Origin of the sequence: Arthrobacter sp. SIMBA_036 (genome assembly GCF_046535135.1) — a bacterium.
Classification (GTDB): Bacteria; Actinomycetota; Actinomycetes; order Actinomycetales; family Micrococcaceae; genus Arthrobacter.
Window position 1 is genome coordinate 162,207 of sequence record NZ_JAWRXG010000002.1, and the last position, 25,116, is coordinate 187,322.

General features: G+C 63.1%; 24 protein-coding genes and 1 pseudogene. 12 read left to right on the forward strand and 13 right to left on the reverse strand.

Annotated elements, in window-relative coordinates:
- Nucleotides 1–2 precede the first annotated feature (2 nt).
- The gene (locus tag SB659_RS03440) at nt 3–941 is read left to right on the forward strand and encodes a lipid II:glycine glycyltransferase FemX (RefSeq protein ID WP_284977674.1); all 939 of its coding nucleotides are present in this window, start codon (nt 3–5) and stop codon (nt 939–941) included.
- A 160-nt stretch (nt 942–1,101) separates the two neighbouring features.
- Here the strand turns inward: SB659_RS03440 and glpX are convergent, their stop codons facing one another.
- Complete coding sequence (glpX, locus tag SB659_RS03445) at nt 1,102–2,124, reverse strand: class II fructose-bisphosphatase (RefSeq protein ID WP_284974391.1); 1,023 nt, start codon at nt 2,122–2,124, stop codon at nt 1,102–1,104.
- A gap of 199 nt (nt 2,125–2,323) precedes the next feature.
- Between glpX and SB659_RS03450 the strand changes: the two genes are divergently transcribed.
- From SB659_RS03450 to SB659_RS03460, 3 genes are all read left to right on the forward strand, one after another.
- On the forward strand, nt 2,324–3,007 hold the full coding sequence (locus SB659_RS03450) for a DUF4245 domain-containing protein (protein WP_284977673.1): 684 nt from the start codon (nt 2,324–2,326) through the stop codon (nt 3,005–3,007).
- A gap of 49 nt (nt 3,008–3,056) precedes the next feature.
- Nucleotides 3,057–3,671, forward strand: a complete 615-nt coding sequence (locus SB659_RS03455; protein WP_284977672.1) for a carbonic anhydrase — start codon at nt 3,057–3,059, stop codon at nt 3,669–3,671.
- 86 nt (nt 3,672–3,757) lie between these two features.
- Complete coding sequence (locus tag SB659_RS03460; RefSeq protein ID WP_284977671.1) at nt 3,758–5,179, forward strand: class II fumarate hydratase; 1,422 nt, start codon at nt 3,758–3,760, stop codon at nt 5,177–5,179.
- Nucleotides 5,180–5,272: 93 nt separating this feature from the next.
- On the opposite strand, the gene SB659_RS03465 is transcribed toward SB659_RS03460, so the two are convergent.
- Together SB659_RS03465 and SB659_RS03470 are read right to left on the reverse strand one after the other, a co-directional pair.
- Nucleotides 5,273–5,749, reverse strand: coding sequence for an NUDIX hydrolase (locus tag SB659_RS03465; protein ID WP_410549490.1), 477 nt, complete (start codon nt 5,747–5,749; stop codon nt 5,273–5,275).
- Between the two features lie 66 nt (nt 5,750–5,815).
- Nucleotides 5,816–6,367 carry a prepilin peptidase gene (locus tag SB659_RS03470; protein ID WP_410549491.1) on the reverse strand — a complete coding sequence of 184 codons (552 nt, stop codon included), beginning with the start codon at nt 6,365–6,367 and terminating at the stop codon, nt 5,816–5,818.
- Between the two features lie 62 nt (nt 6,368–6,429).
- Here SB659_RS03470 and SB659_RS03475 point away from each other — a divergent pair, with 62 nt between their 5' ends.
- Both SB659_RS03475 and SB659_RS03480 read left to right on the forward strand, forming a co-directional pair.
- Entirely contained in the window at nt 6,430–7,209 is a 780-nt protein-coding gene (locus tag SB659_RS03475; protein ID WP_410549492.1) for a hypothetical protein, read from the forward strand.
- Nucleotides 7,210–7,308: 99 nt separating this feature from the next.
- Nucleotides 7,309–7,953 carry a GNAT family N-acetyltransferase gene (locus SB659_RS03480; protein ID WP_410549493.1) on the forward strand — a complete coding sequence of 215 codons (645 nt, stop codon included), beginning with the start codon at nt 7,309–7,311 and terminating at the stop codon, nt 7,951–7,953.
- 113 nt (nt 7,954–8,066) lie between these two features.
- Here SB659_RS03480 and SB659_RS03485 read toward each other — a convergent pair whose 3' ends face one another.
- Nucleotides 8,067–9,461 (reverse strand): PhoH family protein, encoded by a 1,395-nt coding sequence (locus SB659_RS03485; protein WP_410549494.1) that lies wholly within the window; start codon nt 9,459–9,461, stop codon nt 8,067–8,069.
- Nucleotides 9,462–9,696: 235 nt separating this feature from the next.
- A complete protein-coding gene (locus tag SB659_RS03490) occupies nt 9,697–10,458 on the reverse strand; it encodes an isoprenyl transferase (protein WP_284977666.1) in 762 nt (253 codons plus the stop codon).
- A gap of 178 nt (nt 10,459–10,636) precedes the next feature.
- Here SB659_RS03490 and trhA point away from each other — a divergent pair, with 178 nt between their 5' ends.
- Entirely contained in the window at nt 10,637–11,278 is a 642-nt protein-coding gene (gene trhA / locus SB659_RS03495) for a PAQR family membrane homeostasis protein TrhA (RefSeq protein WP_284977665.1), read from the forward strand.
- Nucleotides 11,279–11,294: 16 nt separating this feature from the next.
- Here the strand turns inward: trhA and SB659_RS03500 are convergent.
- The 3 genes and pseudogenes from SB659_RS03500 to mca form a co-directional block, all read right to left on the reverse strand.
- Nucleotides 11,295–13,483 (reverse strand): annotated as a pseudogene (locus tag SB659_RS03500) (thioredoxin domain-containing protein).
- Nucleotides 13,484–13,582: 99 nt separating this feature from the next.
- Nucleotides 13,583–13,876: a hypothetical protein gene (locus SB659_RS03505; RefSeq protein WP_284977663.1), complete on the reverse strand. Its 294-nt coding sequence runs from the start codon at nt 13,874–13,876 to the stop codon at nt 13,583–13,585.
- Between the two features lie 109 nt (nt 13,877–13,985).
- Entirely contained in the window at nt 13,986–14,900 is a 915-nt protein-coding gene (mca, locus tag SB659_RS03510) for a mycothiol conjugate amidase Mca (RefSeq protein WP_284977662.1), read from the reverse strand.
- Between the two features lie 77 nt (nt 14,901–14,977).
- On the opposite strand from mca, the gene SB659_RS03515 reads away from it, so the two are divergent.
- A complete protein-coding gene (locus SB659_RS03515) occupies nt 14,978–15,436 on the forward strand; it encodes a DUF4307 domain-containing protein (RefSeq protein WP_410549495.1) in 459 nt (152 codons plus the stop codon).
- A gap of 152 nt (nt 15,437–15,588) precedes the next feature.
- The gene (gene greA / locus SB659_RS03520) at nt 15,589–16,083 is read left to right on the forward strand and encodes a transcription elongation factor GreA (RefSeq protein WP_284974376.1); all 495 of its coding nucleotides are present in this window, start codon (nt 15,589–15,591) and stop codon (nt 16,081–16,083) included.
- Between the two features lie 121 nt (nt 16,084–16,204).
- On the opposite strand, the gene SB659_RS03525 is transcribed toward greA, so the two are convergent.
- Genes SB659_RS03525 through SB659_RS03540 form a run of 4 tightly spaced genes read right to left on the reverse strand, consistent with a single transcriptional unit; the run spans nt 16,205 to nt 20,311 of the window.
- Nucleotides 16,205–16,810: a rhomboid family intramembrane serine protease gene (locus SB659_RS03525; protein ID WP_284977660.1), complete on the reverse strand. Its 606-nt coding sequence runs from the start codon at nt 16,808–16,810 to the stop codon at nt 16,205–16,207.
- Between the two features lie 13 nt (nt 16,811–16,823).
- Nucleotides 16,824–18,062, reverse strand: coding sequence for a threonine ammonia-lyase (ilvA, locus tag SB659_RS03530; protein ID WP_284977659.1), 1,239 nt, complete (start codon nt 18,060–18,062; stop codon nt 16,824–16,826).
- A gap of 3 nt (nt 18,063–18,065) precedes the next feature.
- Nucleotides 18,066–19,268, reverse strand: a complete 1,203-nt coding sequence (locus SB659_RS03535) for an AI-2E family transporter (protein ID WP_284977658.1) — start codon at nt 19,266–19,268, stop codon at nt 18,066–18,068.
- A 44-nt stretch (nt 19,269–19,312) separates the two neighbouring features.
- Complete coding sequence (locus SB659_RS03540) at nt 19,313–20,311, reverse strand: aldose 1-epimerase family protein (protein ID WP_410549496.1); 999 nt, start codon at nt 20,309–20,311, stop codon at nt 19,313–19,315.
- A gap of 106 nt (nt 20,312–20,417) precedes the next feature.
- Here SB659_RS03540 and galT point away from each other — a divergent pair, with 106 nt between their 5' ends.
- Genes galT through SB659_RS03555 form a run of 3 tightly spaced genes read left to right on the forward strand, consistent with a single transcriptional unit; the run spans nt 20,418 to nt 24,051 of the window.
- Nucleotides 20,418–21,593 carry a galactose-1-phosphate uridylyltransferase gene (galT, locus tag SB659_RS03545; RefSeq protein ID WP_410549497.1) on the forward strand — a complete coding sequence of 392 codons (1,176 nt, stop codon included), beginning with the start codon at nt 20,418–20,420 and terminating at the stop codon, nt 21,591–21,593.
- A complete protein-coding gene (galK, locus tag SB659_RS03550; protein ID WP_410549498.1) occupies nt 21,590–22,753 on the forward strand; it encodes a galactokinase in 1,164 nt (387 codons plus the stop codon). Before galT ends, galK begins: the two co-directional genes overlap by 4 nt.
- A 59-nt stretch (nt 22,754–22,812) precedes the next feature.
- Entirely contained in the window at nt 22,813–24,051 is a 1,239-nt protein-coding gene (locus tag SB659_RS03555; RefSeq protein WP_410549499.1) for an acetyl-CoA C-acetyltransferase, read from the forward strand.
- Here the strand turns inward: SB659_RS03555 and SB659_RS03560 are convergent.
- On the reverse strand, nt 24,048–24,959 hold the full coding sequence (locus SB659_RS03560; protein WP_410549500.1) for a Bax inhibitor-1/YccA family protein: 912 nt from the start codon (nt 24,957–24,959) through the stop codon (nt 24,048–24,050). The two genes, SB659_RS03555 and SB659_RS03560, sit on opposite strands and share 4 nt — an antisense overlap.
- Nucleotides 24,960–25,116 lie beyond the last annotated feature (157 nt).

Here is a 25,116-nt window from a genome sequence, read left to right on the forward strand (position 1 = left end):
CTATGGAATTTTTCCTGCAAACGCCCGCGTGGGCCGCCGTCCAGCGTTCACTGGGCCGCCGTGTCCACGAGCAATCAGGCCCTGGCTGGAGTTTCCTCGCCATTGAAGAGAAGAATCCCGCGGGCAAGGTCATCTATGCGCCCTACGGCCCGGTTGCCGAGTCTTTGGAGGCTTTCGACGCCGCCACCGCCGCCTTGGTCCGGTTGGCGAAAGCCGAGCACGCCGTCTTTATCCGCATGGAGCCTGTCCAAGCCGGCTTTACGGCGGCCGACGCCGGGCCGATCCTGCGTGGGCGTGGCATGCGGCCCGCGCCGGTCAACCAGCAACCCGAGCTCAGCTGGATCGTGGACCTGGAAGGTGACTTCAAGGACGTGTTGGCCGGGATGAAGCCAACCAACCGGAACCTCTACAGGAACATCCACAAAAAGGGTGTTACCTTCCGTGCGTCCCAAGACCCTGCAGAGATCTCGGTGCTCCTGCACTTCCTCCACCTGACAGCTGCCCGCAACGGCTTCAAGCCCCAGAGCGATGAGTACCTCACCCAAGTGGCAGCTTCGTTGCTGCCGGCCGGTGCTGGAACGCTTTTCATCGCCGAGTTGGAGGGCGAACCTATTGCCGCTGCGTTTGCCTACGATTCCGCTGACACCAGGGTTTACGCCCATGCGGCGTTGGATGACACCCATCGGAAGCTCAGCGCCGGAATCCCGCTCCTGGTCACGCTGATGGCCGATGCCAAGGAAAAGGGCCTCAAGCACGTTGACCTGTGGGGCGTGGCGCCCGAGGACCAGCCGGACCACAAATGGGCGGGCTTCACAGCTTTCAAGAAGTCCTTCGGCGGCCGTGAAGTCTCCTACCCCGGCACCTGGGACCTCCCAGTGAACAAACTCCGCTACGGCGCCTACCAACTGGCAAGAGCCCTCCGGGACAAGGTCCGCCGCTGATCCCCTCCCCCAAATCGCACCAAGCCGTAACCGCGGCACAAACGCAACACCACAACGAAAAGCGCCCCATCGCGTCAGCGGCATCAAATCGACGAGGTACGAGGAGATAGCCGCAGTGCAACGGGGCGCTTTCGCGCCTAAGACGCGCTACAGGGGGAAGTTACGCCTTGCGCGCGTACGTCTCCCACTTGGATGCGTGGTGCTCGGCGTCGACGAAGCGCACGGTGCCGGACTTTGAACGCATCACGATGGACTGTGTCAGAACACGGTCCTTCTGGTAGCGCACTCCACGCAGGAGGTCGCCGTCGGTAATGCCGGTCGCTGCGAAGTAGCAGTTGTCGGAGGTGACGAGGTCGTTGGTGGAGAGGACCCGGTCAAGGTCGTGTCCGGCGTCGATCGCTTTTTGCTTTTCATCGTCGGAGGTCGGCCACAGGCGGCCCTGGATCACGCCGCCCAAGGACTTGATGGCGCATGCCGTCACGATGCCCTCCGGGGTGCCGCCGATGCCCATCAAAGCGTCGACGCCGGTGCCTGAACGGGCTGCAGCAATGGCGCCGGCAACGTCGCCGTCCATGATGAACTTGGTGCGCGCACCTGCTTCGCGGATTTCCTCCACAAGCGGGCGGTGCCGGTCACGATCGAGGATCATGACGTTGAGCTGGTTGACCTTGACGCCCTTGGCTTTGGCGATCAAGTGCAGGTTCTGCTTGACCGGAAGTCGAAGGTCCACCATGTCGGCGGCCTCGGGACCGGTGACCAGCTTTTCCATGTAGAACACAGCTGAAGGATCAAACATGGAGCCGCGCTCAGCAACGGCCAGGACCGCGAGGGCGTTGTTGATGCCCAGTGCGGTCAGGCGGGTTCCGTCAATGGGATCGACGGCGACGTCGCACTCGGGACCGGTGCCGTCACCAACCTGCTCGCCGTTGAAAAGCATGGGGGCTTCATCTTTTTCGCCTTCACCGATGACCACGACGCCATTGAAGTGGACGGTCTGAAGGAATGAACGCATGGCATCGACGGCGGCGCCGTCTGCCTTGTTCTTATCACCGAAACCTACCCAGTGCCCACCGGCAATGGCTGCGGCTTCGGTAACGCGGACGAGTTCCAGCGCAAGGTTGCGGTCGGGTTCGTCGATGCCGACGGCAAGCGACGGCGAAATCGTGGAATACTGCTGGGTCATTGGCGCAGGAGACACATGAACCTCTTCTTCGAGTGACGATGCAGGGACCGGACATGGTTGCTCGTAGCAACCCGGGGGTCCTCTACCAACGATCATAGTCGCCGCCTGCCTTGCCGGTCATTGGATGACCACGAGCTGAGCCGTGGGTCCGGACAGGCGCGGTTGTGTGTTCCGGTCCGCGATAAGGGATCATGGAAGGGTGAACGAAACGCAGGACAAGTCCGTGGCAGGGAGTGAACCTCCCGTCGCCGGTAACGGCCAGGGCAACACCCCGGAAGCCCCCTACAAGCCCGTGATTGCAGCAAAGGCAGCCAAGCGGGCCAACGCCTCCGTCATCGGCATGATCATTGCCCTGCTGCTGTGCGTGCTCGCTTTCCTCCCCGTGGTGTTGATGAACCCGGCACCCAAAGGTGACAACTTCCGGCCCCCTGTAGATGTCACAGCCATTGCCCATGATGCCGCAGATGTGGCGGGATTCACACCGGTAACGCCGAACACCGGCGACACATTCAAGCCGAACTACGCCCGCTGGGACTCCGGCAGCGGCACAGGTGTGCCCACTTGGGAGATCGGCTTCGTGACTCCGAAGACGGCCTTTATCGGCCTGACGCAGACCAACCAAGCCAACCCCACTTGGGTATTGCAGCAAGCCGGAAACCTTCCTGTCACAGGGACACGGAACGCCGGCGGCCAGGACTGGGTACTACGGGACTCGGGCAAGGGTACACGCAGCATGGTCCTGGATTATCGTGGCACCACGCTGATCTTGAACGGCACGGCCAGCCTTGACGAATTCGCAACGCTCGCCGCCGCCGTCGTTAAGTCCGCGGACCAAGCACCGATCGCCTCCGCCCGGCCGTCGCCCACGGCGTCAGCCAAATAAGGCGCAACAGTTTCACGGTCTGCAGGGGCTGCGCCGTAAAGTAAGGCTCATGCCTACTAATCTGACCCCAGCCCTGGCGTGGCGCCGTCTCCGTGAGGGCAACGAACGTTTTGTTTCCGGTGAATCCCTGCACCCCAACCAGAATTCCTCCCATCGAACCTCGTTGGTGGAGGGCCAGAATCCATTCGCCGTCATCTTCGGCTGCTCGGACTCCCGCCTCGCCGCCGAGATCATTTTCGATCTCGGCCTGGGTGACGCCTTCGTGGTTCGCACGGCAGGCCAAGTGATAGACGATGCTGTGCTTGGCTCCCTCGAATACAGCATCAGCGAACTCCGTGTGCCACTGATCGTGATTCTCGGCCACGACAACTGTGGAGCCGTGACAGCCACCAAAGCCGCAGTCGAAACCGGCCAGATGCCCGGTGGCTTCATCCGGGACCTGGTGGAACGCATTACGCCCTCTGTACTGACTGCCCTGCGCAATGACCAAACGGAGGTCAATGACATGGTGGTGGAAAACGTCAAGCAGACAGCTGCGCGGTTGGCCGACAGTTCACGTGTGATTTCCGACGCCATCCAGGACGGCCGCGTAGCCGTGGTGGGCCTGTCCTACAAGCTCCGTGAGGGCCGTGCAGACCTGGTTTCAGGGATCGGCGAGTTTTAGGAGGACGTGCTCCGGCCTCCGTGCCGGAGCACGTAGCACTCCTTTCGGGTTTTCAGTGAAGCGTCCAATCGCCATAAGCTAGCCCCATGACTTCCACCACTGAGTTCCGTATTGAACACGACACCATGGGCGAGGTTCGCGTGCCCGTGAATGCCTTGTACCGCGCCCAGACGCAGCGCGCCGTGGAGAACTTCCCGATCTCGGGCAAGACCCTTGAGCGCGCCCACATCGAGGCCCTTGCCCGCGTCAAGAAGGCTGCCGCACTGGCCAACGCCGAGCTGGGGGTGCTCGACGGCGAGCTCGCCGAGGCGATCGCTGCGGCAGCCGATGAGGTCGCTGCCGGCAAGTACGACGGCGACTTTCCCATCGACGTCTTCCAGACCGGCTCCGGCACATCCTCCAACATGAACACCAACGAGGTCATCGCCGAGCTCGCGTCACGCGCGCTCTCGGCGGCCGGGAGCGACAAAGTTGTCCACCCGAACGATCACGTGAACGCGTCCCAGTCCTCCAACGACGTTTTCCCGACGTCGGTCCACGTTGCCGCCACTTCGGCCTTGATCAACGACCTGATTCCGGCCTTGGAGCACCTCGCCGCGTCACTGGACCGTAAGGCTGAAGAGTTCAAGGACGTCGTCAAGTCCGGCCGCACCCACCTCATGGACGCGACTCCGGTCATGTTGGGCCAGGAGTTCGGTGGCTATGCCGCCCAGGTCCGCTACGGCATCGAGCGCATCAACGCTGCGCTCCCCCGCGTCGCTGAAGTTCCCCTCGGCGGCACGGCAGTTGGCACAGGCATCAACACCCCGGCAGGATTCCCGGAGCGCGTCATCGAGTTGCTGGCAGCCGATACCGGGCTCCCCCTGACCGAAGCACGCGACCACTTTGAGGCACAGGCCAACCGCGACGGGTTGATCGAAGGCTCCAGCCAGCTGCGCAACATCGCGATCTCCTTCATGAAGATCAACAACGACCTCCGCTGGATGGGCTCTGGCCCCAACACGGGCCTCGGCGAAATCGCCATCCCGGACCTGCAGCCCGGCTCGTCCATCATGCCCGGCAAGGTCAACCCGGTCATCTGCGAAGCGTCCATCATGGTCTGCGCCCAGGTCATCGGCAACGACACCGCCATTGCCTGGTCCGGCACCAACGGCGCCTTCGAACTGAACGTCGGCATCCCCGTCATGGCCGCGAACCTGCTCGAATCCATCCGCCTGCTGGCCAACACCAGCCGCGTCATGGCTGACAAGATGATCGACGGCATCACGGCGAACGTGGAGCGCGCCCGCTTCCTGGCTGAGGCTTCGCCGTCCATCGTGACGCCGTTGAACAAGTTCATCGGGTACGAGGCCGCGGCAAAGATCGCCAAGAAGGCCGTAGCGGAAGGGCTCACCGTCCGTGAGGCAGTGGTCTCCCTCGGTTACCTCGAGCGCGGCGAACTAACCGAGGAGCAGCTGGATAAGGCGCTGGATGTCACCACCATGACGCGCCCGGCACACAAGGCCTAGAAAGCCCCGCTGGTGCCGTAAAGCTCGTGCCGTAAAGCTCGACGACGGCCGCGGCACGGAACGTACACACGCGGACACTGGTACCACGCAGGTTCAGTCTTCTGTCTGGTATGCCACGGGGCCTTCGGGCTCCGTGGCAAGCTTTATTGCTTCAAGGTTGCCGGCGCTCATGTCCGGAAGGTCGTTCAGCTCGAACCACCCCACGGCGAGGGACTCGTCGTCGTTCACCCGAGCGTCTCCGGAGACGTATCGGCAGCGGAACGTGATGTCGAGGAAGTCGCACACGTCGCCGTTGGGGAAGGTTACCGGGCCAACCACTCCGATGGCGATGATCCGTTCAGTTTCCGCCACCACGGCCGTTTCCTCGAAGATCTCCCGCACCAAACCCGGCGCGGGGTGTTCGCCCGGCTCGAGCATGCCGGTGATAAGTGCCCAGTGCCCGTTGTCCGCACGCTGGCCCAGCAGCACCCTGCCGTCGTCATCGAAAACGACGCCCCGCACGGCCGGCAGCCATAGCGGGTCATGACCGATCTTTTCCCGCAGCTTGAGCACAAATTCCGGTGCACCCATGATGTCAGTTTCCTTATGGCCGAAGTCCCGTCGCAGGGCAGGCTTGCCCTTGCAGACAGGCTATCCCTACGCCGGGAGCACCACCATGGCGAGCGCGGCTCCCGCGAGCATGAAGGGGCCGAAAGGAATGGCTGAACGCAGGGTGCCACGCCGGGCGGCAAGTATCGCCAAGCTCCAGAGGCCACCGAGCAGGAAAGCAGCGAATGTGGCCGCCATCACGTGGTTCCATCCGAGGTAGCCCAAGTAGAGGCCCAGGACGCCGGCAAGCTTGACATCGCCAAAGCCCATGCCCGGTGGATGGATGACCCTGAGGACGAAGTAGAAGAGCCATAACGCGGCTCCTCCTGCCAAAACACGAAGCCCGGGAACGCCGAACAACGCCACACCCAGTCTGCTCGTTCCGTCCGTACCGCCAAAGAATCCAACAACTGCGGCCGCGAGCAGGAGCGCTCCCGCCACGGCGTAGGAGGGGAACACGATGCGGTTAGGCAGCAGGTGGCTCCGAACATCGATCACCGTGAGCCGGACAGCCATCGCTAGGAAGTACAGGCACGCGGCAGCCACCAGCCAGAAGCCCAGCGGGCTGGCATCCCAGAGGTCGGAGAGTCGTCGGATCACCTTTGGATGCTATCCCCCTATGTGCCTTCTTCGCCGACTTCGACCCTAGGTAAACTGTGGATATGGGCCAATATGGTGCAGGCGGACCCGCTTTCGACTTATCCTCCACATTCCGGAACCTTTGCCGATCTTCGCCGTGGAGATGGACTACCCTCAGGTTCGAGTACCTTGAGCGTCCCAGAAACCACGAGCGGCCCGGAAACGGCTCCACCATGGTGCGTGCTTGGCTAAGGAGGCCCGGAGCTCTCCGGCTCGAAACGCCCGATGGCCAGTTGCTTCACAGCACCACCGGCATCAACGACTCCCGGGATGATCTTTATGTCAGCGCCACCCGCCGCTCCTGGTTGCTTCCCGCGCACTTGGTGACACCGGTGTACGACGACGCCGGGCTGGTCCGGCGTCGCCCGGAGGCGGCCTATGGCGAGCCCTCCTTCGGGAACGGTAGGCTCGCGGCCGCGCTGGATCCTGTGGAACTCGCCGGCAATGCACCTGTACCCATCGAATTTCCCGACACCAACCGGGTCTTCCTGGAACCGCCCCGCGAGGTGGACCATGAAGGCCGTCCCGCACTCGAAACTGTGGTCACTCCCAGCCGGACATACGTCCCATCGGACCCTGCCGAACCTTTGGTCCACCCCGAACGGACCCTGGTAAGAGTCGACGTCGGCACGGGAGTCTGTGTAGCCAGCGAGAGCTTGGACGGCGATTCCGCGGGCAAGGGGCACTGGCTGAACATCCTCGGCGTCGATGAGTACATGTTGGATGACCTGTTCTTGGCCGAGTCCATGAACCTCACCGATGTCCGCCGCCACATCCCTTGGGACATCGGCCCGGCGGCCTGATCCCGGTAGCTTCATCCCGGAAGCGTGACCCGGCAATCCAGCACAGCGTGGGCAGGCGCATGACTCGCACGGGGCCGCGCCACGGGCTAGGCTACGGCGATGACCTCGCTGGCAGAACTCTGGCCCCCCTTCGGACTCACCCTGACGACGCCGAGGCTTAGCCTCCGCCCGATCCTTGACGAAGACATCCCTGCCGCCGTCGCTGCTGCCCGCTCGGGTGTCCACCAGCCCGGCAAAAGCCCCTTCAGTACCCCTTGGGCGGACCTTCCAAGCCATGAACTGGCGCCCAACATGGCCCAGTGGTACTGGCGTTGCCGCGCTAACTTCACGCCTGCGTCCTGGACGCTACTTCTGGGCATCTGGCACCATGACGAATTTCTCGGTGTCCAGGACATCGCCGCGAACAACTTTGCATCCCTCAAAACCGTTGGCACGGGCTCCTGGCTCAGGCAGCCGGCGCAAGGCCGCGGCTTCGGCAAGGAGATGCGCGCCGCCGTCGTGAGCTATGCCTTCGATTACCTGAACGCTGAAGCGGCGGAGTCTGAGGCAGCTGTATGGAACGAGCAGTCTTTGGGCGTTTCGGCAAGCCTCGGCTACAGGCCCAATGGCATCTTCCGCGACGATTGGGGCGGCAAAGTCCAAGAGGTGCAACGGGTTCGGCTGACCCCGAACACCTTCAAACGCCCGCAGTGGACCCTAAAAGTCCAAGGCCACGAAGAGCTGAAGAACTACCTGAAGCTCTGAGTCCGGCATCGCGAAGGCCAGGCATCCGGCAGCGTGCGTCAAAGTGAGGAACGAGCTAGCACGCAGAGGATGTCTGGCCTTCGCCGGACTGCGGAAGGTACCGGCCGCGAGCGTTAGATTTCAGCCCCTTCGAGCAGCTCCGTCACAAGGGCCGCAATCGGCGACCGCTCGGAGCGGGTCAGTGTGATGTGGCCGAACAGTGGATGCCCCTTGAGCGTCTCGACGACGGCGGCAACGCCGTCGTGCCGTCCCACGCGGAGGTTGTCGCGCTGGGCGACGTCGTGGGTGAGGACGATCTTGGAGTTCTGCCCAATGCGGCTCATCACGGTCAACAGGACGTTCTTCTCAAGTGACTGGGCCTCATCGACAATCACGAAGGCATCGTGGAGTGACCGCCCGCGGATATGGGTGAGGGGAAGGACTTCAAGCATGCCGCGGTCCATGACTTCTTCAACGACCTCTTGGCTGACCAACGCACCCAGGGTGTCGAAAACGGCCTGCGCCCAGGGGTTCATCTTTTCCGACTCGGACCCCGGGAGGTAGCCGAGTTCCTGGCCGCCCACTGCGTAGAGGGGCCGGAAGACCACTACCTTGCGGTGTTCGCGGCGCTCCAGCACGGCTTCAAGGCCGGCACACAGTGCCAGTGCGGACTTGCCGGTTCCAGCCCTGCCGCCAATGGAGACGATGCCCACCGACGGGTCCATGAGCAGGTCAATGGCGAGCCGTTGTTCCGCAGAGCGGCCATGGAGCCCAAACACATCCCGATCGCCTTTGACCAGACGGACCTGCTTGTCCGTCCCTACCCGTCCGAGGGCGGAGCCGCGGTTGGAGAGGAGGACGAGGCCAGTGTTGACCGGGAGCTCGGCCGCTGCGGGGATGAAGGCGGGTTCGTGGCCGTAAAGGGTGGTGATTTCTTCCTCGGTGGCCTCAACCTCGGCCATGCCTGTCCAGCCTGAGTCTTTGACAAGTTCGTTGCGGTACTCGTCGGCGTGCAATCCCATGGCGGAAGCCTTGACCCGCATAGGAAGATCCTTGGAAACCACTGTGACGTTGTGGCCTTCGTTGGCCAGGTTCTTGGCGACAGCCAGGATACGGCTGTCGTTATCTCCGCCGCGGAACCCTGCCGGCAGCACCTCAGGAGAGATGTGGTTCATTTCCACCCTGAGGAGTCCCCCGGCCGTTCCGATCGGTATGGCGTGGTCGAGTCCACCATGTTCGATCCTGAGATCGTCCAGGAGCCTGAGGGCTTTCCTGGCGAAATAGCCGAGTTCGGGGTCGTGGCGTTTCCCTTCGAGTTCTGTGATGACCACGATCGGAACGATGACTTCGTGCTCGGCGAAACGCAGGAGAGCGTGCGGGTCCGAGAGGAGGACTGATGTGTCGATCACATAGCTGCGTCCTGCGGCCGGCGTCGCGGTCCGCGCTTTGCCTGAAGTCCGCTTGGCGCGGGAGGGAGTTGCGCTTTTCGCGTCGGAATCCATCACGGGCAGTTGCTCTGAAATAGCCACATCGACTCCAGCCCCGGGCGGTCGCCCGGCCTAATGGTGAAGCGGCTCGGCCGGAAGGCCGGGCGTGGCCTCCCATGTAACTGGTGCGAAAGTTCGCTCCATGTACTGGCCTCCCCGATCAGCGGGCGGTTTTGCCTGCTGATGGGATTAACGTAATCCCACTCACAGGAATTTCCACCATCCGTCATCGGCAAGTCGGATGTCCGGAAGGAGAATTCCGGATTAACCGGAAATCCTAGGACCCGAAGCGGCGTTGCCGGCCGGCATAGTCCCGCAGTGCCCGCAGGAAGTCGACCTTACGGAAGGCAGGCCAGAGTGCCTCGCAGAAATAAAACTCGCTGTAGGCGCTTTGCCACATGAGGAAACCTGAAAGCCGCTGTTCCCCGGAGGTGCGGATCACCAGATCAGGGTCCGGCTGGCCCCTGGTGTAAAGGAACCGTGAGATGTCGTCCACGGAAAGTTCATCGGCGACGTCGGACATCGTGCGTCCGTTGGCGGCGGCCTCATGCAGAAGTTCCCGGACGGCGTCGACGATTTCGCGGCGCCCGCCGTAGCCGACCGCGACGTTCACATGGATTTTCTCGTGGGCGGGCGTTCGGGATGTCAGCTTGTTGAGGCGTTCGGCCAAATAGTCGGGCAGGATCTCGGGGGCGCCCATGGCATGAACGGATACGGCGTCGTCTTCGTCGAGGCGATCCATGGTGTTGGCAATGATGCCCATGAGCAGGTCAAGCTCTTCCCCTGAACGGTTCATGTTGTCCGTGGAGAGCATGTACAGGGTTACGACCTCGACGCCGAGCTCTTGGCACCAGCCCAGGAATTCGTGGATCTTGTCGGCGCCCGCCTGGTGTCCTTGGCTGGTGGGGGCATTGAATTGCCTGGCCCACCTGCGGTTACCGTCCACCATGACGCCGATGTGGCGCGGAATCTTGTCCTGCTTGAGTGAACGCAGGAGTTTGCGCTCATAGAAGCCATAGAAGAAACCGGGCAGTTCCACCGGACTCTCACCTGACTTCCTTACTTGTACGACTTCCCTGCGTGTACGACGACGCACATCCAAGGCTACCTTCCCGAGCTGGATAGCCGGTGCAGACGGCGCAAGCGCCTAGGTTACCGAGCACAAGCGCCTGAGTTACCCGCGAGTAACTTACCGAGGCTCAGGTTATTCTTGAACCATGGCCGAGATTCTTGAAACCAAGCCCCTGTGGCGCGGATGGATCCATGCGGTCGCTGCTCCTTTCGCCCTTGCGGCAGGGATCATACTCGTGTCAGTGGCCCCCACAGGGGACCGGAAAATAACGTCCGCCGTGTATGCCGTCACGGGCGTGATGCTCTTCGGCGTGAGCGCCGTCTACCACCGAGGCAACTGGGCACCCAAGACCCGGCTGGTCCTTAAACGGCTGGACCACACCAACATCATGCTGGTCATTGCGGGCAGCTATACGCCGCTGGCTTGGTCCTTGCTCGAACGATCCCAGGCGGTGACCTTGTTGTGGCTCGTGTGGTCCGGTGCGATCGTCGGGGTGCTGTTCAGGATCCTGTGGACGCATGCTCCGCGGTGGCTCTATGTGCCCGTGTACATCGCCCTGGGGTGCGGTGCTTTGTTCTACCTGCCGCAGTTCTTCGCGGCCAACCCGGCCGCTGCGATCCTTATCTGCGTTGGTGGCGCTCTCTACATCGCCGGCGCCGTGTTCTACGCGATAAAGAAACCGAACTTCAGTGTGCAGCACTTCGGTTTCCACGAGCTCTTCCACGCCTTCACCGTTCTCGCTTTCGCTGCGCACTTCACGGCCATCATGATGGCCGTGCTCAGCTAGCTCAACAGCTTACGGATCATCGCTCCGACGCCATCGCTTCCAACGTCGCCTGAACGGCGTCCCGATCCTCCAGCGGTCGCTCGCAGACCATGCCGCGGCATAAGTAAACCTGCGCGGAGCCATCGGGTCCTCCGGACCTGTGGAGCAGCAGCGGAACCTCAGCTTCCGGAATCCGGTCCCTTTCGGAGGCGGGAGCGTAGGCGTTGCCGGGGCCGCCGTCGTCGTGTTCCTGCACGGCGACCACCAGGCCGGGGTGGGCCGACTTCAACAGCAGCGCATGCAGTTCGCGCCGTTGAGGCGTGTCAGGCCCGGCGACGGCGGCCTCCACCGGACCTTGCAGCGCCGCTTCCGCGGTGGCCAGGAGCCAGCCGGCAACCCGCGGGGCCCGGGCCGCAAGCGGCGGCAGCAGGCCGAGGATGTTGCCGGCCATGAGCCTGTGCTCCTGCGACCCCGAGTACGCCGCGTAAGTCAGCAATGCTCCCGCGAAAGCGGCCGCACCGCTGGGGGTTGCATTGTCGAATGGATCCAGCGCCGCGTGTTGCCCCTGCGCGTTGAAGACCTGCGCGGATTCCGCGGCGGAGTCGGCCAGTTGGCCGTTGCTGGCAAAACGCGTGCATGCAGCCTCGATGAGCTGTTCAGCGAGCCGGTACCACCGTTTTCTGCCCGTCACAGCGAACAAGGCAAAAAGTCCATCGGCGCAGAACGCGTAATCCTCCAGCAACCCACCGATGCCTCTGGCCCGGGACTCGTGCGAGACCCGAATCAGGAGCTGTTCCTCGTCCGCCCAGTGGACGTCGTGAAGGTAACCCGCAACGGCCTCAGCGGCCTCGACCAGCTCGGGGCGGTCCAAGATGGCGCCGGCTTCCGCGAGGGCCCCGACGGCGATGCCATTCCATCCGGCGACCACCTTCTCATCCCGGGCGGCTGATCCCGGCGGGTACGGGCAGCCAGTAACGCGGGTTGGGCCCGGTTCCAGAGCCCGTGCTCGTCCGGAGACAACTGCCGTGCAGGGTGCAGCGGGGATCCCAGCTCCGAGACGGTCCCCTTTACGTCCACGTTCATCATGGCGCACACGGCCCCGCCCAACTCCGGCCCGAGCACATCTTCCACTTGCCCTGGCGTCCAAAGATAGGTTGCGCCCTCTTCGTGGACGCCGTCGACCACCGTGTCGGCGTCGAGCGACGAGGCCAAGGCGCCCCCGGGCAGCTGGAGGGACCCGAGCAACCAATCCGCACACGCTGACGCCACGCGTGCCGCTTCCTCGGCCCCGAACACCTCATTGCCGCCCCAGCGCGCCCAGTGCGAGTAGGCGCGGAGCAGCTGGGCATTGTCGTACAGCATCTTTTCGAAGTGTGGCACGGACCAATCGGCCGTGACTGAATACCGGGCGAATCCGCCGTCGAGCTGGTCGCGTAAAGCGGAGCGGGCCATGCCGGCCAACGCGCGAGCGGCCATGTCAGCTGCCGTCTTGGCGGTGCCATCCCCGTCGTCGGGGACAGCGGCGTGGCGGATCAGGAATTCCAGAACGGCCGACGGCGGGAACTTAGGGGCGCCGCCGAACCCACCGGCGTCTGCGTCTTCGGAGCGGGCCAGGACGCTGACGGCTTCTGAAAGGAGCCCGGCATCGAGCAGTTCGGGCGGCCCGTCAAGCCGCACGACGCCGGCCGACTGGGCAGAAGCCATGTTCGCTGCCAGTCCCCGTGCGTTCTGTTCCACCGCATCCCTGCGCTCCACCCAAGCCTCATGCACTGCCTCAAGCACATTGCGGAACGACGGCCTGCCCGGCAAAGGAATGGGCGGGAAATATGTCCCGGCATGGAAAGCCAAGCCGTCCGGGGTCAGGAAGACGGACATGGGCCATCCGCCCTCGCCGCTGATGGCCTGCGTCGCCGCCATGTAGATCGAATCAACGTCCGGCCGTTCCTCCCGGTCCACTTTCACCGACACGAAATGGGCGTTCAGATACTCGGCTGTCTGGGTGTCCTCGAAGGACTCGTGCGCCATCACGTGGCACCAATGACAGGCCGCATACCCGATGCTCAAAAACACCGGAACGTCACGGCGCGTTGCTTCGGCAAAGGCTTCATCCCCGAACGGAAACCAATCCACCGGGTTGTCCTTGTGCTGGAGGAGGTAGCGGCTGTAGGCGCTGGCAAGTCGGTTCACAGTTCCATCATCGCCCAGACCTCCGCGAGCGCGACCCATTGACCTTGTGATGCATACGGGTTAGTCAGAGCCTCCCGGCGGCGAGCTCCGGGGGGAATGCGTTGCGCCCACTGCCCGCCAGAGTCAGCGGCGCTCCGGTCAGCGGGCTGAGGAACCCGTATCGCCGTTGTTGTCCGCCCGGTCGCCACCGTTCACGGAGCCGTCCGACTCGGCCGCCAAGCGGGCTTCTTCGACCTGCGCCCGGTAGCGGACGCGGCGGATGCGGCGGACCATGTCCACGATCAGGAGGGTCGTCAGAACGACGATGAAGGCCGTAAGGACAAAGCCCCAGGTACCCGGCGTCACCTGGTCCTCCGACAGGCCGGGTCGCAAACCGGACAGTGTCGGATCAGGCGACGGGCTGACGGTCAGGGCGAGAATCAAGTGGTGCACGTTCAAACCTTCTGTGGGCGCCGGTGCGTGCCGGAGGGATCAGTACGTGGCCGGAACTGGACGGCCACCCGGCGATTTCTACAAACCATAGAAACCGCCGGTACCTATCTTATGCCGCGAATCTGATACCGGCGAAGAGGTCCTTCTCCGGTAGCTCGGAGGACACCGTGGAATGGATCAAGGTGAAGTCCTCCCACGGCCAGACCTTGCGTTGCAACTCGGATGAGACCGCAAAGAAGAACCCCAGCGGATCGATCTGCGTGCGGTGGGCACGGAGCGCATCATCCCGCGCCTCAAAGAAGGCACCGCAATCCACTTGCGTTGTGGTTTTGTGCGCCGGTTCCGGCGGGGTGTGGCCTTCGGCGTCGGCCTCCAACCACTTGGCGAGCCGTTCAGCGTAAGGAGACTGAAGGCCGGCTTCTTCGAGCGCAAAGTGCAGTGCCCGGAAGCGATCGGGGCTGAAGGCGCGGTCATAGTAAAGCTTGCTCGGAGCCCACGGCTCCCCCATGTCCGTGTAACGGGTGGGATCGCCCGCGGCTTCGAAAGCTTCGACGGCCACCTTGTGCGCCATGATGTGGTCCGGATGCGGATAGCCGCCGTTTTCGTCATAGCTGATCATGACGTGCGGCTTGAAGTCCCTCACCAGATGAACCAGCGGCGCAGAGGCCCGTTCCAGCGGTTGCAGTGCGAAGCATCCGGGCGGCAGTGGCGGGAGTGGATCCCCTTCCGGAAGTCCGGAGTCGACAAATCCGAGCCACCGCTGGCGGATGCCAAGAACGGCCGCCGCATTGGCCATTTCGAGGCGGCGGGCTCCGGCCATGTCCCGTTTGGGGTGCGGAGCATCTTCCATGGCGGGATTCTGGATGTCCCCCCGGGAACCGTCGGTGCAGGTAGCGACCATGACATCGACTCCCGCAGCGGCGTACATTGCCATGGTCGCCGCACCCTTGCTTGACTCGTCGTCAGGGTGGGCGTGGACGGCCAACAGCCGGAGCTGCTGGTCGGAACTGCTGGACGCTGTCACGTGACGGCTCCTCTTTCATGGATCGAACAATTCCCGGGCAGTGCAGCAGCTAGCAATGGCCGCACTAAACTGGACAGGTGACTTCAAAGGATCTTTCGGCCACCGGCGTGCCAGCAGATAACAGCCTAGCCAATCGCTACGGCGGTAAAAAGCGTGGCCTGACCCGAGCGGCCAAGCGGATCATCGTCATCGCCGCACTCATAGTCGGCATCGCCTTCACGGTCTGGCTTGCCACCAGCTCCACGCAAGCACCGGTCACGTCGAAGGACATCGGCTACAGTGCCGTCGATGGAACCCAAGCTGAGGTGGACTACCAAGTCACCAAGAACCCTTCGGCCACAGCAAAGTGCGCCGTCAAGGCCCTGGATTCAAAGTTCGCGGTGGTGGGTTGGAAGGTGGAGGAAATAGGGCCGAACGATCCCCGTCAGGGTGCGGACGGTGGCAGCACCACCAGCCAACGGGCGGTCCTCCGGACCGAGTCCCCCGCGGTGTCCGGCGTCGTGGACAGTTGTTGGATCGTGGACAAGGGTAAATAACAATCGTGTGACCTGCCCCTCATCCGGTTTGGGTTCGTCCAAAGGATTTACTACAATGGATGAAACCTTCACCCCGTTAAGTTGGTTACTGAGTTCCACGAGTGGCCACCTAGGCGGGGCTTTTTGCATTGTCAGATCAAGAGGAGAAATCCGTGTCTACCACCAACAGCGCCACAGCAGCTTGGCTTACCCAGGAAGCTTTCGATCGCTTGAAGGCTGAGCTGGACCACCTTTCCGGCGCTGGCCGGGCGGATATCGTCCAGAAGATCGAAGCCGCACGCCAGGAAGGCGACCTCAAAGAAAACGGCGGCTACCACGCGGCAAAGGAAGAGCAGGGCAAGATCGAGGCCCGCATCCGCCAGCTGACCGTCCTTCTGCGCGACGCCCAGGTGGGCGAGGCACCGGCAGATGACGGAATCGTCGAACCCGGAATGCTCGTGGTTGCCCGCATCGCCGGCGATGAAGAGAAATTCCTGCTCGGTTCCCGCGAAATCGCAGGCGACTCAGACCTGAATGTCTTCAGCGAAAAATCCCCGCTCGGCGCGGCCATCATCGGCCACAAGGAGGGCGAGAAATTGAGCTACGTCGCCCCTAACGGCAAAGAGATTCCTGTGGAAATCGTTTCCGCGAAGCCGTACGTCGCCTAACCCGCAGCTCGCAAGGCCCAAGCAACGCACGACGCCGGTCCCCCCTTTCATGGGCGGGCCGGCGTTTTTGCGTCCCGGGCGGTTCGCGTCCCCGCCTTTCCACGTCGGCTCAGGCACGTCGCTAGGAATGCCCTTTGGGACGGAGGAGAACGGCTGCAATAATCCCCCCGACTGCCCCGCCAAGATGGGCCTGCCACGAGACATATCCCATCACCGTGGGCAGGACGCCAAAAAGAATGCTTCCGTAGGCGAGGAAGAGCACCACCGACAGTAAGATCTGCCACCAGCTTCGGTTGAAAAACCCGCGTACCAACAAGAACGCGAACAGTCCAAAGACGAGCCCTGAGGCCCCCACCGTGACCCCTCCCTCGCCGATCAACCACACGGTGAGCCCGGATCCTAACCAGCTGAATGCCAGCGCAGTGATGAAGACGCGGAAGCCGGAGAGGAACGCCAGGAACCCGAAGATGATCAACGGCAGCGTGTTGGAGAGCAGATGGTTGAAGTTGGCGTGCAGCAACGGAAAGGTCGCTATGTCCAGGATTCCGGCAACGTTCCGCGGCCTCAGTCCGAAGTCCGCGTTGAGCCTGTGCGCCAGGAATGAGTTGAGGAACTCGATTCCGTAGAGCAGGATCACGAAGCCGCCCATGAACAGCAACCCGCCCTTGGCCCGGCCGGCCAGTGTTTCCTTGGCGGCGTCGGGCCCATTGGGCGTGTCGATGACCATGGGCGCTTCCTTGCTAGTGCACCACGATCGGCTGGAAGCCCTCGGCCCGCAGCGCGCCGAGGACTTGCTCGCCGTGCTCATGACCCTTGGTTTCCAGGTTGATGGTGATGGAGACGTCACCCATGCTGATGGCACCGCCCAGGCGGGTGTGGTCCAAGCCGGTCACGTTCGCATCGTTTTCGGCGATGATGCGGGCAATCGTGGCCAGCGAGCCGGGGCGATCATCGAGCATCATGCGAACAGTCATGAAACGCCCTGCCGCGGAGAGGCCTCGCTGGATCACTTTCAGCATGAGCATGGGATCGATATTGCCGCCGGAAAGCACGACGACGGTGTTCCCCGGGTTCTCGATTTTGCCGTCCATCAGGGCGGCTACTCCCACCGCTCCAGCGGGCTCCACAACCATCTTGGCCCGTTCCAGCAGGAAAATGAGGGCCCGCGCCAGTGAGTCTTCGCTGACGGTGACGACGTCGTCCACCAGTTCGCGGATGATGCTGAACGGAAGCTGGCCTGGCCGGCCCACCGCGATGCCATCAGCCATGGTGGACACCTTCTTCAGCGGCACCAGCGCATCAGCAGCCAAGGATGGCGGGTAGGCTGCGGCGTTCTCCGCCTGCACGCCGATGACGCGGATCTCACGGCCAAGCTCCTTGGCCCGCTCCTTGATGGCGACGGCGACGCCGGCCAACAGCCCGCCACCGCCGACGCCCATGAGGATGGTGTCCACGTTGGGGATCTGCTCAAGGATTTCCAACCCAATGGTCCCTTGTCCTGCAACAACGTCCACGTTGTCAAAGGGATGGACAAAAACGGCGCCGGTTTCGTTGGCATACCGCTGCGCCTCAGCCAGGGCCTCGTCCACGTTGTGTCCATGCAGGATCACTTCCGCGCCGTGACTGCGCGTGGCGGCGAGCTTCGGCAGTGCCACGCCAAGGGGCATGTAGATGCGGGCGTTGATTCCGAGGCTCTTTGCTGCCACGGCGACACCCTGCGCATGGTTACCGGCGGAAGCAGCTACGACGCCGCGCTTCTTTTCCTCATCGGTGAGCCGGGCCATGCGAACGTAGGCGCCCCTGACTTTGAAGGAGCCTGCGCGTTGGAGATTTTCGCACTTGAAGTAGACGTTGCCACCGACGAGACTGCCCAAGGCCCGGGACGTTTCCACCGGAGTCTTAGTAATAATCCCCTCGAGCAGTTCCTGCGCCTTAAGGACATCGTCCAGGGTGACGGGCAGGGTTTCGAGGGTATTCACTGACTATTCTCCTTTGTTGGTGGCGGCCGCAGGGTCCTCGGAGGGGTCCCCCGATGCAAGGGTCTTGCTGTCGGCGCCATGATCAGCTCCGACGTCGGGCGTGCCACGCCCTTCATTATGTTCCCATGTCCGGCCCGCGATGTAGCGAACTGCCGTGTTTACTACGGCAAGCAACGGAACGGCGAACAACGCTCCCGGGATCCCTGCAAGGTAGGAACCAGCTGCCACGGATAAGATCACGGCCACTGGATGCAAGGACACTGCCTTGCCCATGACCAAAGGCTGGAGGATATGGCTTTCGAGCTGCTGCACCAGCAAGACGATTGCGAGCATGACGAGCGCGTTGACCGGTCCATTGGCCACGAGGGCGAGCAGCACCGCGATGGCGCCGGTCACCAGGGCCCCTACCACCGGGATGAAGGAGCCGATGAACACCAGGACCGCCAAGGGCAGGGCCAAGGGCACCTGGATGATGGCGGCACCGACGCCTATGCCCACCGCGTCAACGAAAGCTACGAACATCTGGATCCGCACGTAACTGACCATGGACGTCCAGCCGCGGCGGCCGGCACCATCGGTGGCACTGCGGGCGGCTTTGGGCATCAGGCGCACGAGGAACGACCAGATGCGGCTGCCTTCCAACAGGAAGAAAATCAGGATGAAGAGCGACAGTACGAGTCCCGCGGCGAAATGGCCTGCCGTGCTACCAACGGACACTGCACCGCTCACGATGCTGCTGCTGTTGTTCTGGAGGGCGTTGACGCCGTCGGAAATGTACTGGTCGATCTGGTCCGCGGTCAGGTGCAGCGGTCCGTCTGCCAACCACCCTTGGACCTGTTGAATTCCAACCAGCGCTTCCTGCCATAGCTCACCAATTCCGGAAATGAGCTGCCTGCCAACCAATGCCAGCGCCCCGCCAATAACGCCGATGAAGCCGAGTACGGTGATAGCGACGGCGACGCCGTTGGGTACTTTCCGGTCACGGAGAAACGCGACAACGGGATACAACAAACCAGCCAGGAGTGCGGCGACCATCAGGGGGATCATGAGGAAACTGACCTGGCTGAGCAGCCAAACCAGGACGCCGATCATGAGCAGTATCAAACCCACGCGCCACGACCAAGCGGCGGCAATGCGGACCCCATACGGGATGTCCTCGGCGATTTGGCGGTCGGTGCGGGGTTTGGCGTCAGGTTGTGGCGTCATGACCCCATAATTCCGTAGCCCGCCCCCTAACGGAAACCGGGCCCCTAGAGGGACGCGGTGATGGCCCAGCGGGAGGTAAATTCCTCCCCTGGTTCGAGCCAGCGCAAGCCGGTGCCGCTGTTGAAGGCGTTGGCTGGCCCCGTCATGGGTTCAATCGCGACGGCCCGGGATCGTCCGGGGAACGTGTCCGTGATGAAGACCTGCACATACTGGCATGCCTCTCCATGTTCAAGACTCACGCTCCGGCCATCCGGCGCCGTCAGAGTGTGCCGGGCCACGCCGTCGTCGAACGTCAAATCCGTCAGTGCCACATCCACGAGGCGATCACCCACAGTGACTCCCGTCCGGAAATCGGAATCGCCGTCCACGGGTGCCGAGCTCTGTGGAATCAATTGTTCGTCCGTCACCAAGAGCGAAGCGCCGGCGACAGTCAGGACCAGATCCTCCGGCCGAACCTCACCAACGCGGAGATACGGATGGGCACCCAAGACAAACGGGGCCTTCGCGGTGGAGTCATTCACCAGTGTTTGGGCCACTCGGAGGTCAAGGTTCGCATCCAGTTCGTAGCGCACTCGATGCCGGACCAGGAACGGGTAGCCGTGCTGGGGAAAGACGGTCGCTTCCAAGGTCACGGAGAATTCGGACTCATCCACCAGTGCGTAACCGGTGTTCCGCAGCAGCCCGTGGCTGGCGTTGTTCCGGGATACTTCGGTGATATCCAGTTGCTGCTTCTTGCCGTCGAGGTGCCATAGGCCGCCCGCAATCCGGTTGGCCCACGGCGCAAGGGTAATCCCTGCGGCGCCAGGCGGTATCTGATCATCCGCGTAGCTCTCGGTCAACTGCACACCGCCTCGGGAGTAGAGGCGCAGGCCGGCGGCAAGTTCGACGACGACGGCGAGCGCGTCGCCGCGACGGAGTTCGAACTGCCGCCCCGTGGCAAAGCGTCGGGAACGGTATGGCGCTGCTGTTTCTTCGGCAGGTGGGGCCGGTGCAACGGCGGGCACGGAAGGCTCGGAAGCATGCATGGCATTACCGTACTGCATCTCCCGGAGCGCACGCCTTCGGACTGGCCTGCCTGGACCATTCCCAGCAAATGTTAACTAATGTTCGCTTCTATGCGCTTTTGGTTGCTTATGGAATAATCGAATCATGAGCCGAATCACCAGCACGCGCCTTGCGGACAGCCGGGAACTTATCTACTTCGATGACCCCGCCACCCCTGTCCGGGAGCCGGAGTCCTTGGTTGACCACCGGACCCTTCCATCGCGGGGTGAGCCGGGTGAGGTTCGGTACGACGCCCTGTCCGGCGACTGGGTGGCCGTGGCTGCACACCGGCAATCCCGCACTCACCTCCCGCCAGCGGATCAATGCCCACTATGCCCCACCACTGCCGCGAACCCCTCGGAAATTCCGGCTCCCGACTACGACGTCGTGGTGTTCGAGAACCGCTTCCCTTCCCTTGGGCCCACGGCAGGAGACGTCCCGGAACTGCCCGCGGTGCGTCGGCATGGCATCAAAGGCGCTGCGCATGGACGATGTGAAGTCATCGCGTTCACCCCGGAACACAACGGCGCTTTTGCCAAGCTCAGTGAAACGCGGGCCCGCACGGTCATCGAGGCGTGGGCTCAGCGAACCGAGGCGCTCAGCGGGCTTCCCGGTGTCCAACAGGTGTTCCCGTTCGAGAACCGTGGCGCGGACATCGGCGTCACCCTGCACCACCCGCACGGGCAGATTTACGCGTACCCGTACCTCACGCCCCGTGCAGCGCAACTGGGTGCGGTGGCGCGGAAGTATTACGACGACGTCGACGCGAAAGAGACGCTCGCGGCGTCGCTATTGAAGGCTGAACGGGAAGACGGCAGCCGCATGATCCTCGAGGGCGACCACTTCAGCGCCTACGTTCCTTTTGCCGCTCGCTGGCCCTTGGAAGTGCATCTGGTCCCGCACCGCAGTGTCCCCGATTTGGCCGGGCTGACAGGCGAAGAACGGGATGAGCTGGCCACCGTTTACTTGGACCTGCTCAATCGCTTGGATGCCCTCTATCCAACGCCCATGCCCTACATTTCCGCTTGGTACCAAGCGCCCTTGGATCCGGCGCTTCGACCGGCAGGTCAGCTCCACCTGCAATTGACCTCACCCAGGCGAGCCGCCGATAAGCTGAAGTATCTGGCCGGTTCGGAAGCTGCGATGGGGGCGTTCATCAACGACACCACACCGGAAGCAGTCGCGGAGCGGCTGCGTAGTGTAGCGCGCAGCAGTGTGGCGCCCGGCAGTGCCGCCCCGACCCAGACCGTATCCACCACCTTGGAGGGCTCGTCCGCATGAGGACCACCGATTCCAGCACCGGCATGCTCGCCTCCCGCTTCGAGGAGACGTTCGGCGCAACTCCCGACGGCGTCTGGCAGGCACCAGGACGGGTGAACCTGATCGGTGAGCACACCGATTACAACGAGGGATTCGTGCTGCCTTTCGCTATCGACAAGACAGCAAAAGTGGTTTTGCGGTTGCGCGGCGATTCCGCTGTGCGCCTTCTTTCCACCTTCGGTGGCCATGGCTTGGTTCAGGACGATCTCGCCGGGCTGGAGCCCGGGTCCGGCCGTGGCTGGTCACGATACCCACTGGGAGTTGCTTGGGCCCTGAAAGAGCGCGGCGTGGAGGTACCCGGATTCGACCTCCTTCTCGACTCCGACGTGCCTCTCGGGGCCGGCCTGTCCTCCTCCCACGCGATCGAGTGCGCCGTTATTACTGCATTGAACGAGCTCACGGGTGCGGGTTTGGCCGCAGAGGAATTGGTACTGGCTACCCAACGGGCCGAGAACGCCTTCGTCGGCGCACCCACCGGGATCATGGACCAGTCGGCCTCCCTCCGAGGCGCGAAAGGGCGGGCTGTCTTCTTGGATTGCCGGGACCAGCACGTGGATCTCGTCCCGTTCGACGCCGAAGCGTCGGGCCTCGTCCTGCTGGTCATCGACACCAAGGTTTCTCACTCCCACGCCGACGGCGGCTACGCCTCGCGCCGCGCTTCGTGCGAGTTGGGTGCCAAGACATTAGGCGTCAAAGCCCTGCGCGACGTCGGCGTGGCTGACTTGGTTGAAGCCGCGGCACTCCTGGACGACACCACGTTGCGACGGGTCCGGCATGTGGTCACGGAAAACGATCGTGTCCTCCAAACCGTGGACGTTCTGGCCCGCCAAGGTCCGGCCCACATCGGCAGGTTCTTGGACGCGAGCCATGCCTCCATGCGTGACGACTTCGAGATCTCCTGCCCCGAGCTCGACCTCGCCGTTGATACTGCGCGAGCCAGCGGTGCCATTGGGGCCCGCATGACCGGAGGCGGTTTCGGCGGTTCGGCCATCGCGTTGACTCCGGTGGCCCAGGAACAACAGGTGCGTGGCGCCGTCGTACATGCCTTTGCCCAGGCGGCCTTCACCGCACCGGATATCTTTACTGTTACCCCCGCAGCAGGAGCACGCCGGCTCGCGTAAAGCATTGACCGGACAGGCCACGGGAGTCTGGTTGCCGTGGCCGGGCGTATGCTGGGGCCATGACTGAGGCTGTCATTGTTTCTACCGCCAGAAGTCCCATTGGCCGAGCCTTCAAAGGTGCGCTGAAGGATGAGCGTCCGGATGATCTTGCCGCTGCCATGGTGGAGGCGGCATTGGCAAAAATTCCTGCGTTTGAGCCCGGCAACGGTGATGGCCAAGGGCTGGATGATCTTCTACTGGGCTGCGCGGAACCGAGCGGGGAGGCGGGCTCCAACATGGCGCGGGTAGTTGCCGTCCTGGCCGGACTGGACCGGGTTCCGGCGGCGACTGTCAACCGTTTTTGCGCGTCGAGTCTCCAGACCCTGCGGATGGCCTTCCACGCGATCCGATCAGGCGAGGCCAATGCCGTCATCGCCGCCGGAGTGGAAAGCGTCTCCAGGTACCAGAACTGGGTGGGCGCGGGCGAGACAGATACCTCAACCCACAATCCCCGCTTTGCCGCCGCGGCCCAACGCACTGCCGCCCGGACGGCGTCGAATACTCCGTGGACCGATCCCCGGCTGGGTGGCCGGCTCCCCGACATCTACATCTCCATGGGGCAAACGGCAGAAAACGTCGCCACCAGTTATGGAATTGGGCGCCTGGAACAGGACGAGTGGGGCGTCCTAAGCCAGAACCGGGCGGAGACGGCCATCGCATCCGGGTTCTATTCCCGGGAGATCACTCCCTATACGCGGAAGGACGGGTCCGTGGTGGACCGCGATGACTCTCCCAGGCCAGGAGTCACCATGGACGCTGTGTCCGCGCTCCAGCCGGTATTTCGTGCCGAGGGCACGGTTACTGCCGGCAACGCCTGTCCCCTGAACGACGGCGCTGCAGCACTAGTGGTCATGAGCCACTCGCGAGCGCGCGAACTGGGATTGCAACCCTTGGCCCGGGTGGTCTCCACAGGTGTTAGCGCCCTCTCCCCCGAACTGATGGGCATGGGTCCGGTGGAGGCATCCCGCCGGGCGCTGGAACTGGCTGGCATGACCATGGACGACATCGACCTCGTGGAACTCAACGAAGCCTTCGCGGTGCAAGTGATCGCCAGTGCCCGAGAGCTCAGCATCGATCCAGGCAAACTCAATGTCCACGGCGGCGCGATCGCGCTCGGGCACCCTTTCGGGATGACCGGAGCGAGGATGACCACCACGCTCCTGAGCGGGTTGAAGGAGCGCGATGCCACCCTTGGCCTGGCGACGCTGTGCGTCGGCGGCGGCCAAGGGATGGCAGTGGTTTTGGAGCGCTTGAGCTAGTCGTCGCCCCGCAGGATCGCGAGCAGGCGGATGATCTCAACGTAGAGCCACACCAGGGTCACAGTCAGGCCGAACGCGGCGGTCCACGAGTAACGCTCAGGCGCACCGGCACGGACTCCCTGCTCAATGTTGGTGAAGTCCATGATCAGCGAGAACGCAGCAAGTCCGATGGCCAGGATGCCGATAAACACGCCCAGCGGAATCCCGGCAATGTGGATGCTGCTCCTGAGACCGAAGGGTTCCTGGACGGCGCCGGTCCACATCATGACCAGGTTGATGAGGGCAAACACTGCGTAGCCGATGGTGGCGATCATGAAGAAGCGGACCATCTTAGGCGTGGCGCGGACCTTGCCGCTCCTGAAAAGCACCAGCGTGACGGCGAAAACTGCCAAGGTCCCGATGACGGCCTGCATTCCGACACCCGGGTACATGTTGTCCAAAACGCGCGTGAGACCACCAAGGAACAGGCCCTCGAGTCCGGCATAAGCCAGGATCAGCGCCGGTGATGGCTGCTTCTTGAAGGTGTTGACCAATGCCAGCACGAAACCACCCAAAGCACCCAGAATCATGAGTCCGCTGGACAGGCCCGGGGCAACGAAGAGCGTAATCCCGGCGCCAACCACCAATGCCACAAGGCAGGCAACGGTCTTCATGATGACGTCGTCAAACGTCATGCGCCCGGTGTCCGCGGGGCTGGCCGATGGTCGGTTGTAGAGGTGTTGGAGTTGTTCGTTGGTCATGTTCTGCTGCTGGGCGGACCAAGCCGCCTGGCCGTCCATGACCTGTCCTTGGACCCGGCCGGGGCCCTGGTTGAACTGCTGGCCGTAGGGATTTTGCGGAACAGGCGGGGCCTGCGTGGCTCGACGGAAGTTCTTTCCGTTGAAGATGGGGTTGCCGCCTAGTGCCATGGGGGATGTCCTCCTGAAAGGGCTGAGTGATAATTCACGGTACCAATTACCACGGCTGCCCCGTTGGGATAGTTCCCTTGTTCACAGGAAGAAACCCAACTGTGACCCGAAAACTAAAGGCGGACCCAACAATCGACGACGACGGCGCCCGTCCAGG